The following is a 16075-nucleotide window of genomic DNA, read 5'->3' as shown; positions in this document are numbered from 1 at the left end:
GCGGCCGGGCGAGGCTCTTCCCCGAAGCCCGCGGGGCTTCCGGCCGTTCACGATCCCGCGATGTCAGGAGTCCGCTCATGCCCGCTCTCGAACAGCTCACCACCGTGGTCGTCGACTGCGCCGACCCGGTCGCGCTCGCCGACTTCTACCAGAAGGCCACCGGCTGGGAACTCGCCCACAGCGACCAGGACTTCTGCTCCCTCAGCGCGGGCAGTGCGGGGCCGGGACTGGCTTTCGTCCGTGTCGAGGGCTACCGGACGCCGGGGTGGCCCGAGGGGAGCACCCGCCTGCACCTCGACTTCACCGTCCCCGACCTGGACCGCGCGGTCGAGGAACTGCTCGCCCTCGGGGCCTCCCGGCCCGCCTTCCAGCCGGGCGAGGGTCAGTGGGTCGTCCTCACCGACCCCCAGGGCGGCCCCTTCTGCCTGATCCCCGCCACGACCGCCACCAACTGACCGTCCGAGACGAACGGAGAATCCCCGTGGCAACCATCCGCCGAGCCGTCCCGATCGACGCCACCCCCGAAGAGATCTGGGCAGCGATCCGCGACTGGGGTGAGGTCCACCGCAGACTCGCCCCCGGCTTCGTCACCGACACCCGCGTCGAAGGCGACGTCCGAGTGGTGACCTTCGAGGACGGCACGGTGGTGCGCGAGCTCATCGTCTCGCTCGACGACGACGCCCGGCGCATCGCCTACGCGGTGGTGGGCGGCTCCCTGAACGTCCTCCACCACCACGCCTCCATGCAGGTGTTCGCCGAAGCCGGCGGCCGCAGCCGCTTCGTCTGGATCATCGACGTGCAGCCGCACGGCCTGGCGGAGCCCATCGCCGCGATGGTCGACCAGGGAGTCCGGACGATCCGGAAGACGCTGGAGGCCACCGCCGCCCCCGCTTCCCGATGACTCCGGAGCCAGACGTCCGGGCGCCCATCCGCGGCTTCGCCTCCGCAGCGAGCTGACGGGCTCCTCCGAGCCACGTGCCCGAGAAGCCGTGAGCCGTGGTCCCAGTTCGAATCTCGTGTCCTCCGCCGTCACGAAGGCCCGGCCCGCCCCACACGCGGGCCGGGCCTTCGTCGTTGCCCGCTGCGCGTTCCGGCAGCCGGAGCGCGGGGCCGCCGCCTCCCCCTCGGGGTGTTGCGGACATGCTCAGAGCACCCCTAGCGTGAGTGGCCCCGTTGATCCATTCACACGGAGAGGCAAGTCTTGATGATCCGTCACGTCAGAACCGCGGCACGAGCGGTGCTAGCAGCCGGCCTGCTCGTCACCGGCGCGCTCGCCGGTGCGCCTCCGGCGGCGGCCGCCACGGCGCCGACGGCCCTGACCGCGTCCGACTACACCCTCACCGCGGACTACCACCGGTTCGACACGCTCAACTCGGCCCTCGTCACGACGTTGGGCACCTCCGCCGTGCACACGGTGATGGAGAACGCGAACCACACCCGGCAGGCGCTCCCCTCGTCCTTCTCCGTCGCCGGCCTGTCCACCGGCTTCCGGTTCGACGACGGCGACAACTCCGACTGCCAGAGCGTCCCGCAGGGCATCACGACGAGCCGGGACGCCGTGGGGACGGCGAACAGCGGCAACTACGACGGCCACCAGCTCGTGCTGGTGAGCTGGTACACCAAGGACGGCTGCGACGGCGCCCAGCAGCGCAGCCGGATCACCCTGGCCGACTGGGACGCCACCTACCCCAACACCTACCGCAAGATCCTCCTCGTGGAGCCGACCGGCACCGCGGCAGCGCCGGACTTCAAGGACATCCCGATCCACGCCGGCGGCGTCTCCTGGTACGGCGACTACCTCTACGTCGCCGACACCGGGCGCGGGATGCGCGTCTTCGACATGCGCAAGATCCTGAACACCGACACCGGTGGCACCGCCGACCAGATCGGCCGCCAGTCCGGCACCACCTACTACGCCCACAACTACGCCTACGTGCTGCCCCAGGTCGGCACGATCACCGCGCAGACCACCGCCGCCGACAAGCTGGTGTGGTCCTCGGTCTCCCTCGACCGGGTCAGCAAGTCGATCGTGATGACGGAGTACACCTGCCAGTCGGGCTGCACCGACTACCCCAACCGCCCGCCGAGGGCCGTCCGCTTCCCGTTCGCGACCGGGGCGACGACGTTCGCCGCGACGACGACCGCCAGCCAGGCCCTCCAGCTGCCCTGGTACAGGCTCAACGGCGTGGCGTCCCACAACGGCCGGTGGTGGTTCAACTCCTCGGGACAGAAGCAGCTCTACTACTGGACCCCGACCGCGGGCCCCTCGACCTTCGCCTGGGTGAGCGGCGGCGAGAGCCTCTCCTACTGGGAGGACGCCACCAACCCCGACCTGCTGTGGTCGCTGCAGGAGACCACGGGCGGACGCAACGTCTTCGCCGTGACCCAGAGCACCTACGGCGGCGGCTGAGCCCCGGGCCCGTGACCCCTTCGGGGGTGCGGGGCCCGCTCGACGGCCGGGACCGCACGATCCGGTTCCGGCCGTCGAGCCTCGTGGTCACCGTCGACGCAGATGGCGGGATGCGGCCAGGCACGAGGACAGCCAGGTCGCCTCGGGCTGGTCGATGACCAAGCCGTCCACGGTGATCATCCCGTCCATGGCCTCACCGACCCGGATCGAGTTGTCGCTGACGTGGAACATCTGCCAGTCCGCGTCGCTGTGCCAGAGCCGCGCCGTCTTCTCTCCCTGGCGCTGGGCGAAGACGAGTTCCTCGCCGAACTCGTTCAGGAAATAGCCCACGTAGTCCTTCGCGGTGATCGAGCCACCGCAGAGGCGGGCCAGGAGCTGCTCGATCGCGGGTGGGGTGTTGTCGGTCACGCCTCGGGCTCCTCGGCCGGTTCGGAGTCCTGCTGCACGGACGACAGCGCCAGCATCCGGGCCGCCGAGTCCAACAGGGTCTCGTAGGTGATCACTTCTATGCGGGTGGCATGCGTGTTGTAGGTACGCAGCGTCTCCGCGACGTCCTGCGGCGTGACGTCCCCTTCCACGTAGCGCGAGTGGCCGATCACGATGGTCGCCGAGGCCCTGCGGGTGTCGACCCCGTAGTCGGCCAGGATGCTCCGCCGGTTCTCGTCCAGGGCCCGCAGGTAGTTCTGCGCCTGGGAGACGGCCCGGTGAGGCGGCGCGCCCAGCATCAGGTGCCCACCGGTCCGAATGACCAGCTCCTTGATGCTGGCGCGTTTGAGTTCCACGACGTGCAGGGAACCGTCGGCCCGCAGGAGCGGGATGTCGAGAATGGTGTCCGGGGTGTACTGGCGGCGAGCCAACTCCCCTACGTAGGCCCCACCGAAGATCCATTCCTGGTTCTTCAGACAGGCGTGAAGAGCGCTCTCGGAGCTGGTCGGATCGTCCACCGCGGCTCGCAGCGCCGCGAGGGCGGACCGCCTGGCCTTGAGTTCGAGGAACTGGGCCAGCAGCCCCGCGTCCGCATCCGCCAGGACGTCCTCCATCAACCGGGCGGCCTCGGCGGAGGGCAGTCGCGGCAGGCTCCGCAGGAGCACCTCCATGTGGCCGAATCGCTGGAGCCGCCTCACCTCCTGGGTGGACAGCCGGATACCGCCCTCCCCGGCCTCGGCGCCCAGATGCTCTCCGGCCCGGGCGATGCCCTGGAACAGATCACGGGCGTCCGCGGCTGTCGCGTCCGGATTGTCACGGCAGAGCACATCGAGCGCGGCGACTGCCCGGTCCGCGCCGAGCGCGGCCATCTTCCGCATGTACTCCTCGTTGCGATGCCGGAATTCGTCGTCGTAGTACCCCTGCACGACTTCGAGGAACAGCTTTCCTCCGGCGTAGCCGGCGAACCTCTGGAAGCGCTGGGCGAGTTCGAAGTCCCCGCACAGGATGGCCTCTTGGGCCACACCTTCCAGGGCATCCACCAGCTGCCGGCCCTTGCCGTACGAGCGGTCCACCCCCATGACGCGCAGGACGGCGTCGATGCGTCGCAGAACGCTCGCGTGGTCGGTCAGTTCCTTGGCCGCCTCGACCATGCGGAAGAGCGAAAAGCTGGATCGGAATCCCATCCGGTCACCCTAGGGGCGGGCTACGACAACGACCCCGGGGCGGCGGTGGGTGTCCGATTCGTTCAAGACCGGGTGGGTGGCAGGTGCCTAGCGTGGCGGGCATGGACAGCACACGTGTACCGCGGTTCGCCTTCTTCGGGTTGGCCGTTTCGGATGTGGCCGCGTCGGTTGCCTTCTACCGGCGGTTGGGGGTGGGGTTTCCCGAGGGGGCGGAGGAGGAGCCGCACGTCGAGGGCGAGTTGCCGGGCGGGCCGCTCCTGGTGCTCGATGCCGAGGCCACCATTCGGTCGTTCCATCCCGGTTGGCGGCCGCCGAGCGGCGGCACCCGGACGGCGCTGGCGTTCCACTGCGGGAATCCCACGGGGGTGGACGCGCTGTACGGGGAGTTGACCGGCGCCGGGTACCACGGGGAGCTGGCGCCGTGGGACGCCTTCTGGGGACAGCGGTACGCCGTGGTGCACGATCCGGACGGCAACGGGGTGGATCTGCTCGCGCCCCTGCGGGGGAGCCAGGGCGACACCCCCTAGCAGCGCAGCAGCGCGGTCACCGGCAGGCCCGCCAACTGCCGTACGTCGCGGCCCAGGTGGGCCTGGTCCGCGTAGCCGGTGCGGGCCGCCGTGTCGGCCAGCGGGACGCCGCCGCGGGCGAGGGCCAGGGCGCGCTGCATGCGCAGGATCCGGGCGAGGGTCTTGGGACCGTAGCCGAAGGCGGCCAGTGAGCGGCGGTGGAGTTGGCGTGCTCCGAGGCCGACCGTCTCGGCCGTCGCGGCGACGGAGCGTCCGGCGGCGAGCGAGGCGGCCACGGCGCGGACCAGTGGGTCCTCGGGCCGGGCCTCGGCCGCCAGCCGCAGGGCCAGGGCCTCCAGTGCGGCGGCCGGGTCGGGAGCGGCGTCGATGCGTTCGGTGAGACACCGGACCTCGGAGGACGGCCACAGGTCGGCCAACTCGACGCGGCGGTCGAGGAGTTCGTGGGCGGGGACGCCGAGCAGCGCGGGGGCGGTGCCGGGGCGGAAACGTACGCCCGCCCACGGGCCGCGCAGTGCGGGGTCGGGGTGGAAGGCGTGGGTGTCCGGTCCGGCGACCAGCAGCCGGCCCTCCGTCCACAGCAGGTCCATGCAGCCGTCGGGCAGGACGGGTAGGGCGTGCGCCGCACGGACGGGCAGGACGGGTAGGACGGCTGTAGGAACGGGCGCCCGGGCCGCACCCGTACGCCCGACGGCGTGCTTCGTCCACACGACCGCGCCGGGCAGCCGGGACGCGCGCTCCTGGTACGTCGAGGACGAGTGCATGGCGTGAGGCTACGCGCCGCGGGCCGGGGACGCGCGCACGCCGATGGCCCCGGCCGCGGTGGGGCGGCCGGGGCCATCGACCCGGAGGGGGGAGGTCAGCCGACCGGCGAGGACGCGGGCTCCGCCGGCTCCTCGGCCCCCGCGTCGGGGCCCTTCCGCCCGTCGCGCATCAGCACCAGGGTGAGTGCCGCGGCCGCGACGACCGCGAGACCGCCCACCGTGAAGGTGGTGGAGGTGGCGGTGTTGAACGCCTCCCGGGCGGCCGCGACCAGCCCGCCGTCCCCGGTGGAGCCGGCCACCGCGAGCGCGCCGGTGATGTCGTGGCGGGCGGCCTCGGGGGCGGCGGCGGGCATCGCGCCGGTGTAGGTGCTGGAGAGCACGGTGCCGAGGATGGCCACGCCGAGCGCCGCGCCGGACTGCTGGATGGTGTCGTTGAGCGCGGAGCCGACGCCGGCGTGCTCGCTGGGGATGGCGCCCATCAGCGCGTTGGCGGCGGCCGGCATGCCGAGGCCGGAGCCGATGCCGAGCACCAGCATGGCCAGGGCGACCTTGGTGAAGCCGTCGCCGACCGAGAGGGTGGCCAGCAGCCCGAAGCCGCCCGCGATGATCAGCATGCCGATCGAGGTGAGCACCCGCGCCGGGACCTTCTTGCCGAGCACCGCGCCCAGCGCGTTGAACACCAGCGAGGCGATGGCCAGCGGGAGGAAGGCGAGGCCGGTGTCGGTGGGCGAGAACTCCAGCACGAACTGGAGGTACTGGGTGAGGACCAGCATCAGTCCGCCGGTGGCGAAGGTCAGCAGGACGAGCGAGAAGCTGGCGCCGGTGAAGACCCGATTGCGGAACAGCTTCAGCGGCACCATCGGCGAGTCGGTGCGGACCTGCCGGACGGCGAAGCCGACCAGCGCGGCCACGGCGAGGAGGAGCGCGCCGAGGGTACTCGGGCTGGTGAAGCCGTCCCGGGGCACCACGATGATCGACCAGACCAGGGCCGCCATGCCGACCATCGACAGCACCATGCCCAGCAGGTCGGGACGGCGCCACGGCCCCTTGGACTCGGGCATCAGCAGCACCGCGGCGAGGATGGCGACCGCCGCGATCGGCACGTTGAGCAGGAAGACCGCGCCCCACCAGAAGTGCGCGATCAGCGCGCCGCCCAGCACCGGACCGCCGACCAGGCCGACCATGGCCACCGCGGTCCAGGCGGCGATCGCCTTCGGGCGCTCCTCGTCGTCGAAGACGGTGATCAGGATGGAGAGCGTGCTCGGCATGACCAGCGCACCGCCGACGCCCATCAGGACGCGCCCGGCGATCAGCTCACCGGGGCTTCCGGCGTACGCCGCGACCAGTGAGGCCGCGCCGAACAGCACGAGGCCGACGATCATCACCTTCTTGCGTCCGAAGCGGTCGGAGAGGCTGCCCGAAGTGAGCAGCAGGCCGGCGAAGACCAGGATGTACGAGTCGATGATCCACTGGATGTCCTGCGCCCCGGCCTTGAGATCCTCCGCGATCGGCGGGATGGACACCGTGAGCACCATGTTGTCGATCACCAGCACCAGGCTGCTCAGGCAGAGCACGACCAGGATGAGCCAGCGCTGTGGATGACGTTCCACGGCGTTTCCCCCTTTGGACTGCGGATGAACTCCGGATCGGGCGCGGGCCGTCGGCCGCGCGGAAGTCGGCGCGGGCACACCGACCTCCGTCCCCTGGGGTACGGTGTGCGCCGCTCCGAACACTGTACGGACACCGCACACTGTTCGCAATGGCGTACGCCGTTCGATCTCCGCACGACGTTCGGAGATGCGTACGCCGTTCGTCCGCCGCACACCGTTCGCACCGCCGTACACTGTGCGCAGCAGCCGGTGCGGGCTGCGCCGGACCGGACCGGGTCCGGACGACTGGTGAGGAGGGCCCACATGGCGGCCAAATCAGAGGACGGCACGACCCCGGGCATCCCCCTGCCGTGGAACCGGCCCCAGCGACGGAGGGAGCAGCCCGCCCTCAGCCGCGAGCAGATCGTCGCCGAGGCCTTCGCACTGCTGGACTCCGACGGCATCGAGGCGCTGAGCATGCGCAAGCTCGCCGCCCGACTGAACGCCGGCGCGACCTCGCTCTACACCCACGTCGCCAACAAGGACGAACTGCTCGCCCTGGTCGTCGACCACGTCTTCGGCACCCTCCCGCAGCCCCGGGCCGAGGGCTCCGAGGACCCGAAGGTCTGGCGCGCGACGGTCATGGAGTGCGCCGAGAGCATGCGCGCGGCCATCATGCGCCACCCGTGGATGGTCTCGGTGATCGGCGACGTCGGGATGATCTACCTCGGCCCCAACTGGATGCGGCTCTCCGACGCCCTGCTGGCCGTGCTGGAGACGGCCGGCTTCGAGGTCGGCCAGGCGAACGACGCGATGAGCGCGGTCATGGGCTACACCATCGGGACCGCCACCGTGGAGGCCTCCTGGGTGAACGCGCTGGCCCGCAGCGGCCAGGACGAGCAGGAGTGGATGAACCAGCTGCTGCCCGCCGTCATCGAGGCCACCAAGGACTTCCCGCGGCTGCACCGGCTGTACACCACCGAGGTCCCGGACGAGGTCGCCGCGGGCCGGGACAGCACCTTCGCCCGCGGCGTCAACGTCATCCTGGACGGGGTCGAGGCGGCTCTGGCCGCCAGCCGCCAGGCCTGAGGACGCCGGGCCCCGGGGGGCTCGACCCCCCTCGGGGGGCTCGACTCCCCTCGGGGAGACTCGGCTCCTCTCGGGGCTCGACTCTCCTCGGGGGCTCGACTCCCCTCTGGATCAACTCCCCCGGGGCAGGCGTCTTCGCCCTGGGGGTGCTCAACTCCCGCTGAGCGCCTGCACCTCCGCGTACCCCGGCACCGAACCGACCGGCTCGCCCGCCGCGACGGCCGCCGCCGTGGCCACCGCCGCCGCCAGTGCCGCGCGGTACAGCAGCGAGCCGAGGCTGACCCGGGCCACCCCGAGCGCGGCCAGCTCGGCGAGGCCCGGGCCGCCCGGCGTCCAGAGGATGTTGAGCGGGACGGCGAGCGCGCCGACCAGCCGGCCGATGGCCGCCGGATCGGACAGTCCGGGGACGAACACGCCGTCCGCGCCCGCCTGCTGGTAGACGTCCAGGCGCCGGAGCGCCTCCGTCTCGGGGGCGTCCTGCCCGCACCAGTAGGTGTCGGTGCGGGCGTTGACGAACAGCTCCGGCACGGCCGCCTTCACCGCCGCGATCTTCGCGGCATGACGGGCGGACGGGGTCAGCGAGCCGTCCACCCGACCGTCCTCCAGGTTGATGCCGACCGCCCCGGCCGTCGCCAACTCCACGGCGAGCTGGGCGACTTCGTCCGGGTCGTCGCTGAAACCGGCCTCCACGTCGACGCTGAGCAGGAAGTCGGCGCACCCGAGCCGGCGCGCCAGCCGTACGGTCTCCTCGCGGGTGGCGGCGGCGCCGTCGGGCAGGCCGGCGACGGCCGCCACGCCCAGGCTGGTGGTGCCGATCGCGGGGTGGCCCTGGGCGGCGAGGGCGAGAGCCGAGGCGTGGTCCCAGGCGTTGGGGAGCAGCAGCGGGCGGCCGGGGCGGTGGTGCAGGGCGGCGAAGGGGGTCATCGGGTCGTCTCCGTCGGGTCGTTCGTACGGTGTCCGGCGACGCCGGCCGGGTCGGCGGTCGTGCCCATTGGGTCGGCGGTACCGCCCGTTGGGCCGGCGGTCGTGCCCACCGGGTCGGCGGCTGCGTCCGTTGGGTCGGCGGTAGCGCAGGACGTGCTCCCGACCGACTCCGCGTAGTAGTACCCCGCCTCGGCGACGTGCCGAACGAGCTCCCGGAAGCTCCAGCCCGTCCCCGGCGAGTCGTCCAGCCGTTCGTCCGGCAGCGCGGCGATCCGCTGCGACCAGATCGCGGCCAGCCGGATCAGCCGACTGCGGGCCTCGTCCAGGTCGGCGATGGTGAACGGGGCGAGGTCGGCGGGGGTGGTGGCGCCGGAGGCGTGCCAGTGGTCGGGCTCGGTCGGCCGGCCGGCCAGTCGGGCCTCCAACTCGGCCAGGTGGTCCAGAAGATGGTCGGCGATGCGGCGAACCGCCTTGTGCGGGGCGTAGGTCCGCCCGTCGGCGTTGACGATCGGGCGACCGTCCCAGGCCGTCCAGCCCGCCGCCAGCGCGAGCACGTGGTCGACCATCGCCGGTACCAGCGCGGCGAGTTCACCCTTTCCGAGGTTCCGTACGGACGGCGGCGCAGCAGCGGGCGCATCGGTGTCCGCCGGATCGGAGGCGCCGTACAGGATGCCCTCGGCGATGACCAGGGCCTGCGAGCGGCCCGGGCAACTCCTGGGCGGCGCACCGAAGGTGAGCGCGACACCCTCGGGCGCGCCGGACTGGGCGGCCGGGATGTCGAGCAGGACGAGCGTCCCGGCCGGTACCGCGACCCCGCCGAGCTCGGTCGCCCGGACGGCGAGCCGACGCATCGTCCGGATCGGCGGGTCCGCGCGCAGCACGCCGGCCAGACCGTCCTCGTGCCGGCGGGCGCCCTCGACCAGTGCGGCGGTGGCGTCGCAGGCCTGGACGAGCAGGCCGATCCGGTTCGCGGCGGTCTCCTCGTCCCCGTCCCCCATCGCGGGCAGCAGCCGAGTGACCGCCGCGTCCTCCGCCGGGGAGTGCGGGCCGTCGGCGAAGTACGCCCGGGAGACGGTCGCGACGTCCCGCGCCACTGCCTCCGGGTCGGCCAGGCCGAGCTCCGCCGCGAGCACCCGGACCACCCGCAGCCGGACGTCGGGCTCGAAGCCGGCGGCCGCGGCCACCCGCAGCCGATCCGGGTCAAGCCGCTCCAGGTCGGCCAGCACCAGCGCCCGGCGCCGGTCGTGCGGCGCGCCCGAGCTGAACCGGGCGACGGTGGAGCGCAGCCAGGCCACCGTGCCGGGGGTGGCGCCGGGCGCCGCGGGTTCGGCGGGCGGCGGGACCAGCGCAGGGTCGGCCAGCGCCGCCGTGACGTCGTCGTAGCGGGAGAAGGTCATGGTCGCGGGGCCGGCGACCGCCGTGGTTTCGCTCATGCCGCCATCGTGGCCGCGGGTCGTTTCGGCGCCGGCCGAACCGTGCCGGGGCGATCCTGGAGGCATGTCCCCGGCTCCGCTCCCCCACGCGGCCCCGCCCCGGCGACCGCCCCGGCCTCCGCACGCGGCCGCGCCGGAACCTCCGCACCCGGCCGCGCCAGACCTTCCGCACCCGGCCCCACCCGCGATCAGTCCCTCGAACACACCCCCGTGCCCCGACCATGGAGGCATGACGCTAGCCGCCTTCGCCGCCCTGCTCGCCGACCCCACCCGCGCCGCCATCTGCACCGCGCTGCTCGACGGCCGCGCCTGGACCGCCGGCGAGCTGGCCCGGCACGCGCGCGTCGCGCCGTCCACGGCCAGCGAGCACCTGTCCCGGCTGATCGCGGGCGGGCTGCTGGCCGAGGAACGGCAGGGCCGGCACCGCTACGTCCGGCTGGCCACGCCCGCGGTGGCCACGCTGATCGAGGACCTCACCGTCTTCGCCGAGTCCGGCCCCGGCCGCGCGACCGCGCCCCGGACCCTCGGCGAGGCCACCCGACTGAGCGCCGAGGCCCGCGCCCGCACCTGCTACGACCACCTGGCCGGCCGCCTCGGCGTCGCCGTGTCGGACGCGCTGCTCGCTCGCGGCCTGGTCACCGAGGAGGGCGGGCTGGCCGTCACCGAGCGCGGCCGGGACTGGCTGGCCGCGCAGGCGATCGAGTTGCCGCCGCGCTCGGGCCGCCCGGGCGGGCGCCCGGTGGTGCGCGGCTGCCTGGACTGGACGGAGCGCCGCCCGCACCTGGGCGGGGCGCTGGGCGCGGCGCTCTGCCGGGCCGCGTTGGACCGTGCCTGGGTGGAGCGGATCGGCTCCGGCCGGGCACTTCGGGTCACTCCGGACGGCGGTCGGGCGCTGCGCGAGCTCCTCGGCGTCGAGTTGTCCTGAAGCGTCGAGCCGCCTGGTGGGGGGCGTCCACCCGCCCCCGCAGTGCCACCCGCCACCCGCCACCCGCCACCCGACCGCCCTGTCCCGCTCAGCCCATCGTCTTCGCCCCGTCCAGCGACTCCCGGATGATGTCCGCGTGCCCGGCGTGCTGCGAGGTCTCGGCGATCAGGTGCAGCACCACCCGCCGGGCCGACCAGGCCGTCCCCGGCGGGAACCAGGGCGCGGCCGGCAGCTCATGGGCGAGGCCGAGGTCGGGCAGGGTCCGGATCAGCTCGTCCGTCTCGTGCGCCACCCGCTCGTACTCGGTGAGCAGTCCGGCGAGCGTGTCGCCCTCCGCCATCCGGAACTGGGCCGCCCAGGCCTCCGCGTCGTCGGGGCCGTGCTCCCCCTCCCTGCCCCGCATCGCCTCCGCACCGCCGGTGATGAACCGCGCCCAGCGCGCCTCGACCGCCGCCACGTGCTTGATCAGTCCGCCGAGGCTCAGCTCGCTGACCGTGGTGTGTTCGGCCGCCTGCGCGTCGGTGAGGTCCCGGACGGTGCGCCGCAGCAGGCCGCGGTGCTTGTCCAGCGTCTCGACGAGCTCCTCGCGCTCATCCATCAGCAACTCCCCTCGTTCGTCCCGTCGTTCAGCACGCCGATCCGCCGCCCGTCAGGCCTTCACCGTCCTCGGCTGATCGCCGACCGTCCGTCCGAGGTCGATCAGCCCGAAGGCCGCGCCCTGCTGGTCGCCGACCGCCGCGAACCGGCCGAACGGGCTGTCCATCGGCCCGAAGTGCACCTTGCCTCCGCGCTCCGTCAGCCGTCCGATCGCGGCGTCGGTGTCGTCCACCGCGAAGTAGATGCTGACGTACGAGGGCGCCTCGGGCGGTAGGAAGTCGCCCTCCGCGCCCATCCGGCCCAGCACCGGCCGGTCGCCGACCTGGAACAGCCGGTAGTCGAAGTCCCCGCCCTCCATCTTCCGCACGCCGTACGGGAACACGGCCGGGAAGAAGGCGTCCGCCTTCGCGGGCTCGCGGGTCACCAGCTCGGCCCAGCTGTAGGCGCCGGGCTCACCCTGCTTCTCGAAGCCCTCGTGCCGCCCGGCCTGCCAGACCCCGAACACCACGCCGGCCGGGTCCTTGGCGAGCACCATCGTGCCGAAGTCGCCGACCTGGAGCGGCCCCATGGCCACCTCCCCGCCGTTGGCGCGGATCCGCGCCGCGGTGGCTCCGGCGTCCGGCGAGGCCAGGTACAGGCACCAGGTGGACGTGGCCTCCGCGCCGGGGATCGGCGGCACGATCGCGGCGACTGCCTTGCCGCCCGAGTACGCCTGGGTGTAGTTGCCGAACTCCGACGAGCTCTCGCCGAAGGTCCAGCCCAGTACGTGGCCGTAGAAGGCCTTCGCGCCCTCCAGGTCGGTGAACATCGCGTCGGCCCAGCAGGGTGTGCCCTCAGGTAGCGCAGCCATCTTTCTGCCCTCGTGTGTGGCGAAGTGCGCGCGCCGGGAGGGCGCGTGCCGCCCCCGGTTCGCCAGCCTAGCCACGACGCGGCGCACCCGCACGGGATGACCCGCGCGACGACACGGCGTACCGCACGGGATGACCCGCGCGGGTACGCCCCCGCGACGTCAGCCGCCGGCCGACAGGCGCAGTGAGGCCGTCCCCAGGCCGGTCGGGCCGAGCGGTACCGGGGGCGTCGCCGCGGCCGTGGGCACCGAGGGCGCCACCGGCCCCGCCGGTCCCGTAGGCGCCTCGGCGGCCGCCGCCGTGGCCGCCCGCCGGGCCTGCGAGGCCTCCGCCAGGTCCCGTCCCGCGCCGAAGTGCCGCTCCAGGTCGGCCGTCCCGTACCGCCGGCAGCCCTCGTGCCAGCTCAGGATGCCCGCGAGCCAGTTCTGCAGTTCGCCCACGTATCCGTCGAGCCGTTCCCGGGCCGCCTGCTCCAGCCCGAAGTCCGCGTACATGACCGGGAGTTCCTTCTGCGCGACGTGCTGGAACTGGTCCAGCCGCGAGTGCATCAGGTCGTCGACGATCCGGACCGCCGATTCGTAGTCGCAGTTGAAGAAGTTCTGCACCACCAGGACGGTGTTGTGCAGCTCGCCCTCGTACTCGACCTCCTTCTGGTACGAGAAGAGGTCGTTCATCATGCACGCGTAGTCCATCGCGGAGCTCTCCAGCGCGCGCATCGAGCCGTGCTCGTACACCTCCGGCGGCACGGACTCCCCGTGGCCGAGGCGGGAGAGGCTCGTGGTGAGCTCGGAGCCGAAGGTGGAGCGGCGCATCTCCAGGTAGTCCACCGGGTCCGGGATCCGGTTCTGGATCTGGTTGGCCAGCTCCCAGATCCAGCTGTCCAGCATCGCCTCGACCGCCGTCCGGAACCGGCCCCTGGCCTCGACGGTCATCGGGCCGGCGGTGCGCTCCCAGATGTCGGCGAGGCCGCGCTCCAGCGCGTTGGCGGGCTCCGGTGCGGGGGTGCCGTCCACTGGCATGAACAGCGACAGCCGCGCGTTGGCGGCCTTGGCGCCGCCCAGGTCACGGGTGTGCCCGAAGGCCCGGGGGTAGTAGTCGTCGGCCCAGGTGCCCCAGGCCAACCAGGCCGAGGCGATGTCGAGTTGGTCGGCCGTGGCGTCCGGGTGGATGCCGGCCGCGCAGAGCGGGAGGTCGTAGTCGCGCATCGACGCGGCGTCCCAGATGCCGGACGCGGGGGCGCCCGGCTCCGCCGAGAGCAGTCCCATCCGCTCCGCCCACTCGACCACGCGCTCCCGGGCGCCGTCCAGGTGGGGGCTCAGCCGGAGCTCGTACGGCAGCCTGAACTCGGGCAGCCTGGAGGGCCCGACCGCCCGGTACGGCACGTGGCCGTACGACCGCGCCCGCCGTCCCTCCGGGCCCGCCGCGCTCCTGGCCGCCGCCGTCGCGCGCTTCCCCGCCGAGGCCGCCGTGACTGCCGGGCCTGCCGGACCTGCCGGACCTGCCGGGGCCGTCATGGCCGTGCTGCGCAGGATGTCCAGCGCCGAGGTGCCGATGCCCCCGATCGCGTACTGGTCCCACCAGTTGCCGCCCCCGGACCCGCCCGCTCCGGGCGCCACCTCACCGCCCGAACCACCGGCCGCCCCACCACCGTTCATGTACCGGCTGGAGCGCAGGTGCCACTCGTGCCCGCCGGACTGCCAGTCCTGGAGGCCCTTGACGTACGCCATCACCCGGGCGCGGCCCGCCGGGTCGAGCCCGGTCTCCGCGAACAGCACCGGCAGTTCGGTGAACACGGTGTTCTCGAACTGCTGGAGCCGTGAGGTGAGCAGGTCGTTGACCGCCTCGGCGGCCTCCTGGGTGGAGCACTCCAGGAACCGCTCCAGCACCAGGACGCCGTTGCTCAGCTCACCCTCGTCCTCCACCTCCCGCTGGTACGAGAAGATGTCGTTGCGCAGGTGCACGCCGTCGGAGAAGGCGTCCATCAGCACCCGCAGCGCCCGCGAGCCCGACACCTCCTGCGGCACCTCGGCGTCGGCCGCGTACTCGACCAGCTGCGCGGACCAGGGCGCACCGCCGACCTTGCGGCGCATCTCGATGTACTCGACCGGGTTCGCCACCCGGCCCTCGCCGATGTTGGCGAGCTCCCACAGCGACTCGTCGAGCAGGTTCCGGGTGCTCGCGGCGAACCGGGTCCGCCAGTCCTCGCCCATCGCCGGCACGGTGCGCCGCCACAGGTCGGCCAGCCCCGCCTCGACCGGGTTCTCCGGCTCGGGCAGCTCGGCGCCCGGGTCGGCGGGCATGAACAGCGGCAGCCGGTCGAGGTGGGCCTTGCCCGCGTCGCGGTCGTTGGTGCGCTTGAACATGTCGAGGAAGTAGTCGTCGAAGAAGAACACCCACACGTACCAATCGGTGACCAGCGACAGCGCCTCGGCCGACGCGTCGGGGTGGGTGTACGCACAGAGCAGGCCGTAGTCGTGGGCGTCCAGGTCGGCCTGATCCCAGATTCCTGATCCCTCCAGCATCCCCATCTTCCGGGCCCAGGCGGTGGAGTGGGCCCGCGCCTCGTCCAGATGGGGGTTGAGGCGTGCCGGGTGCGGCACATAGAAGGAGGGCAGTTCGAACGGCTGGGTCACGGCGGGCGGGCCTTTCTGGACGCTTCGGATGGACCAAGAATGACTCGCCGTCAGGTCACCGCACTGGCACAACAAAAATAGTCATATGAAATGACTCGCCGCCCCCTCCCAAAATCCACCCACCCGGCCGAGCGCCCTCTCCGCCCCCGCACACCCCGACAACCGCCCCCACACACACAAGGCTCGTAGGAACGGCCCCGGTTCAGGACGCGAGGCCGAGGGCGAGGGAGGCCGCGGCGGGCGCCAGGTAGAGGAGGGGGAAGGGCACGTGGGCGTAGGCGCGGGCGCGCAGGACGGTGAGCACGGCGCCGAGGAAGTAGAGGACCACGCCGGCCGCAGCCGCGTAGCCGACGGGCGGGACGGCGAGGCCGGCCAGCAGGCCGAGGGCGCCGGCCGCCTTGGCGACGCCGAGCCAGGGCCACCAGGCGCGCGGGACGCCGTAGTCGGCGAGGGGCTTCACGACGTACTCGGCGCCGGCGAAGACGGAGTAGGCCGAGAAGCCGACCATGAGGGCGCCGAGGACGGTGACGACGGTGTGAGCGACGGACATTGGAGTGCTCCTCATTCGACGGCTGTTCGGTTCGACACTCCCCTGACCCGGGACACCCGACGGATGTGACGGACGCGGGCAAAAAATATTCCGCGCCACTCCACCGTTGTCCTCGACAACCGCTCCGCCAACGAACAATGCAGCTCCGGCAAGGCCTTGAAGAGACAAGATCCCCGGTG

Annotated in this window: 16 protein-coding genes; 6 read left to right on the top strand and 10 right to left on the bottom strand. The window is 72.8% G+C overall.

Annotation, left to right across the window (positions count from 1 at the left end; translation table 11 throughout):
• The first annotated feature begins 77 nt into the window (after positions 1-77).
• The 3 genes from ACZ5OX_RS08090 (at position 78) to ACZ5OX_RS08080 (ending at position 2410) form a co-directional block, all read left to right on the top strand.
• Positions 78-455 (top strand): VOC family protein, encoded by a 378-nt coding sequence (locus tag ACZ5OX_RS08090; RefSeq protein WP_465629209.1) that lies wholly within the window; start codon positions 78-80, stop codon positions 453-455.
• Between the two features lie 26 nt (positions 456-481).
• Positions 482-901: an SRPBCC family protein gene (locus ACZ5OX_RS08085; protein WP_465629208.1), complete on the top strand. Its 420-nt coding sequence runs from the start codon at positions 482-484 to the stop codon at positions 899-901.
• 303 nt (positions 902-1204) lie between these two features.
• A complete protein-coding gene (locus ACZ5OX_RS08080) occupies positions 1205-2410 on the top strand; it encodes a hypothetical protein (RefSeq protein ID WP_465629207.1) in 1206 nt (401 codons plus the stop codon).
• 87 nt (positions 2411-2497) lie between these two features.
• Here the strand turns inward: ACZ5OX_RS08080 and ACZ5OX_RS08075 are convergent, their stop codons facing one another.
• Complete coding sequence (locus ACZ5OX_RS08075) at positions 2498-2818, bottom strand: hypothetical protein (RefSeq protein ID WP_465629206.1); 321 nt, start codon at positions 2816-2818, stop codon at positions 2498-2500.
• Positions 2815-4020 carry a Shedu anti-phage system protein SduA domain-containing protein gene (locus tag ACZ5OX_RS08070; RefSeq protein ID WP_465629205.1) on the bottom strand — a complete coding sequence of 402 codons (1206 nt, stop codon included), beginning with the start codon at positions 4018-4020 and terminating at the stop codon, positions 2815-2817. Before ACZ5OX_RS08070 ends, ACZ5OX_RS08075 begins: the two co-directional genes overlap by 4 nt.
• A 101-nt stretch (positions 4021-4121) precedes the next feature.
• On the opposite strand from ACZ5OX_RS08070, the gene ACZ5OX_RS08065 reads away from it, so the two are divergent.
• Positions 4122-4547, top strand: coding sequence for a VOC family protein (locus ACZ5OX_RS08065; RefSeq protein ID WP_465629204.1), 426 nt, complete (start codon positions 4122-4124; stop codon positions 4545-4547).
• Here ACZ5OX_RS08065 and ACZ5OX_RS08060 read toward each other — a convergent pair.
• Both ACZ5OX_RS08060 and ACZ5OX_RS08055 read right to left on the bottom strand, forming a co-directional pair.
• On the bottom strand, positions 4544-5308 hold the full coding sequence (locus ACZ5OX_RS08060) for a helix-turn-helix domain-containing protein (RefSeq protein ID WP_465629203.1): 765 nt from the start codon (positions 5306-5308) through the stop codon (positions 4544-4546). The genes ACZ5OX_RS08065 and ACZ5OX_RS08060 overlap by 4 nt on opposite strands.
• Before the next feature lie 95 nt (positions 5309-5403).
• Positions 5404-6918, bottom strand: coding sequence for an MFS transporter (locus tag ACZ5OX_RS08055; protein WP_465629202.1), 1515 nt, complete (start codon positions 6916-6918; stop codon positions 5404-5406).
• Positions 6919-7221: 303 nt separating this feature from the next.
• Between ACZ5OX_RS08055 and ACZ5OX_RS08050 the strand changes: the two genes are divergently transcribed.
• The gene (locus ACZ5OX_RS08050) at positions 7222-7986 is read left to right on the top strand and encodes a TetR/AcrR family transcriptional regulator C-terminal domain-containing protein (protein WP_465629201.1); all 765 of its coding nucleotides are present in this window, start codon (positions 7222-7224) and stop codon (positions 7984-7986) included.
• Positions 7987-8136: 150 nt separating this feature from the next.
• Here ACZ5OX_RS08050 and ACZ5OX_RS08045 read toward each other — a convergent pair whose 3' ends face one another.
• A complete protein-coding gene (locus ACZ5OX_RS08045) occupies positions 8137-8910 on the bottom strand; it encodes an isocitrate lyase/PEP mutase family protein (protein WP_465629200.1) in 774 nt (257 codons plus the stop codon).
• On the bottom strand, positions 8907-10343 hold the full coding sequence (locus ACZ5OX_RS08040; RefSeq protein ID WP_465629199.1) for a cytochrome P450 family protein: 1437 nt from the start codon (positions 10341-10343) through the stop codon (positions 8907-8909). Before ACZ5OX_RS08040 ends, ACZ5OX_RS08045 begins: the two co-directional genes overlap by 4 nt.
• A 229-nt stretch (positions 10344-10572) precedes the next feature.
• Between ACZ5OX_RS08040 and ACZ5OX_RS08035 the strand changes: the two genes are divergently transcribed.
• Positions 10573-11268, top strand: coding sequence for an ArsR/SmtB family transcription factor (locus ACZ5OX_RS08035; protein WP_465629198.1), 696 nt, complete (start codon positions 10573-10575; stop codon positions 11266-11268).
• Between the two features lie 88 nt (positions 11269-11356).
• On the opposite strand, the gene ACZ5OX_RS08030 is transcribed toward ACZ5OX_RS08035, so the two are convergent.
• From ACZ5OX_RS08030 to ACZ5OX_RS08015, 4 genes are all read right to left on the bottom strand, one after another.
• Complete coding sequence (locus ACZ5OX_RS08030) at positions 11357-11866, bottom strand: DinB family protein (RefSeq protein ID WP_465629197.1); 510 nt, start codon at positions 11864-11866, stop codon at positions 11357-11359.
• A 51-nt stretch (positions 11867-11917) separates the two neighbouring features.
• The gene (locus ACZ5OX_RS08025) at positions 11918-12715 is read right to left on the bottom strand and encodes a VOC family protein (RefSeq protein ID WP_465629196.1); all 798 of its coding nucleotides are present in this window, start codon (positions 12713-12715) and stop codon (positions 11918-11920) included.
• Positions 12716-12874: 159 nt separating this feature from the next.
• The gene (locus ACZ5OX_RS08020) at positions 12875-15346 is read right to left on the bottom strand and encodes a terpene synthase family protein (RefSeq protein ID WP_465629195.1); all 2472 of its coding nucleotides are present in this window, start codon (positions 15344-15346) and stop codon (positions 12875-12877) included.
• Positions 15347-15548: 202 nt separating this feature from the next.
• Complete coding sequence (locus tag ACZ5OX_RS08015; RefSeq protein ID WP_465629194.1) at positions 15549-15896, bottom strand: DoxX family protein; 348 nt, start codon at positions 15894-15896, stop codon at positions 15549-15551.
• Between the last annotated feature and the right edge of the window lie 179 nt (positions 15897-16075).

It is taken from the genome of Kitasatospora sp. NPDC032121 (assembly GCF_055580145.1).
This window is presented reverse-complemented; position numbering and strand designations above follow the sequence as displayed.

Bases quoted from the DNA above. Each gene is read 5' to 3' on its own strand.
- ACZ5OX_RS08040 (WP_465629199.1), bottom strand. From the start codon at position 10,343: ATGAGCGAAACCACGGCGGTCGCCGGCCCCGCGACCATGACCTTCTCC.
- ACZ5OX_RS08050 (WP_465629201.1), top strand. From the start codon at position 7,222: ATGGCGGCCAAATCAGAGGACGGCACGACCCCGGGCATCCCCCTGCCG.
- ACZ5OX_RS08060 (WP_465629203.1), bottom strand. From the start codon at position 5,308: ATGCACTCGTCCTCGACGTACCAGGAGCGCGCGTCCCGGCTGCCCGGC.
- ACZ5OX_RS08090 (WP_465629209.1), top strand. From the start codon at position 78: ATGCCCGCTCTCGAACAGCTCACCACCGTGGTCGTCGACTGCGCCGAC.
- ACZ5OX_RS08065 (WP_465629204.1), top strand. From the start codon at position 4,122: ATGGACAGCACACGTGTACCGCGGTTCGCCTTCTTCGGGTTGGCCGTT.
- ACZ5OX_RS08030 (WP_465629197.1), bottom strand. From the start codon at position 11,866: ATGGATGAGCGCGAGGAGCTCGTCGAGACGCTGGACAAGCACCGCGGC.
- ACZ5OX_RS08035 (WP_465629198.1), top strand. From the start codon at position 10,573: ATGACGCTAGCCGCCTTCGCCGCCCTGCTCGCCGACCCCACCCGCGCC.
- ACZ5OX_RS08045 (WP_465629200.1), bottom strand. From the start codon at position 8,910: ATGACCCCCTTCGCCGCCCTGCACCACCGCCCCGGCCGCCCGCTGCTG.
- ACZ5OX_RS08070 (WP_465629205.1), bottom strand. From the start codon at position 4,020: ATGGGATTCCGATCCAGCTTTTCGCTCTTCCGCATGGTCGAGGCGGCC.
- ACZ5OX_RS08025 (WP_465629196.1), bottom strand. From the start codon at position 12,715: ATGGCTGCGCTACCTGAGGGCACACCCTGCTGGGCCGACGCGATGTTC.
- ACZ5OX_RS08015 (WP_465629194.1), bottom strand. From the start codon at position 15,896: ATGTCCGTCGCTCACACCGTCGTCACCGTCCTCGGCGCCCTCATGGTC.
- ACZ5OX_RS08080 (WP_465629207.1), top strand. From the start codon at position 1,205: ATGATCCGTCACGTCAGAACCGCGGCACGAGCGGTGCTAGCAGCCGGC.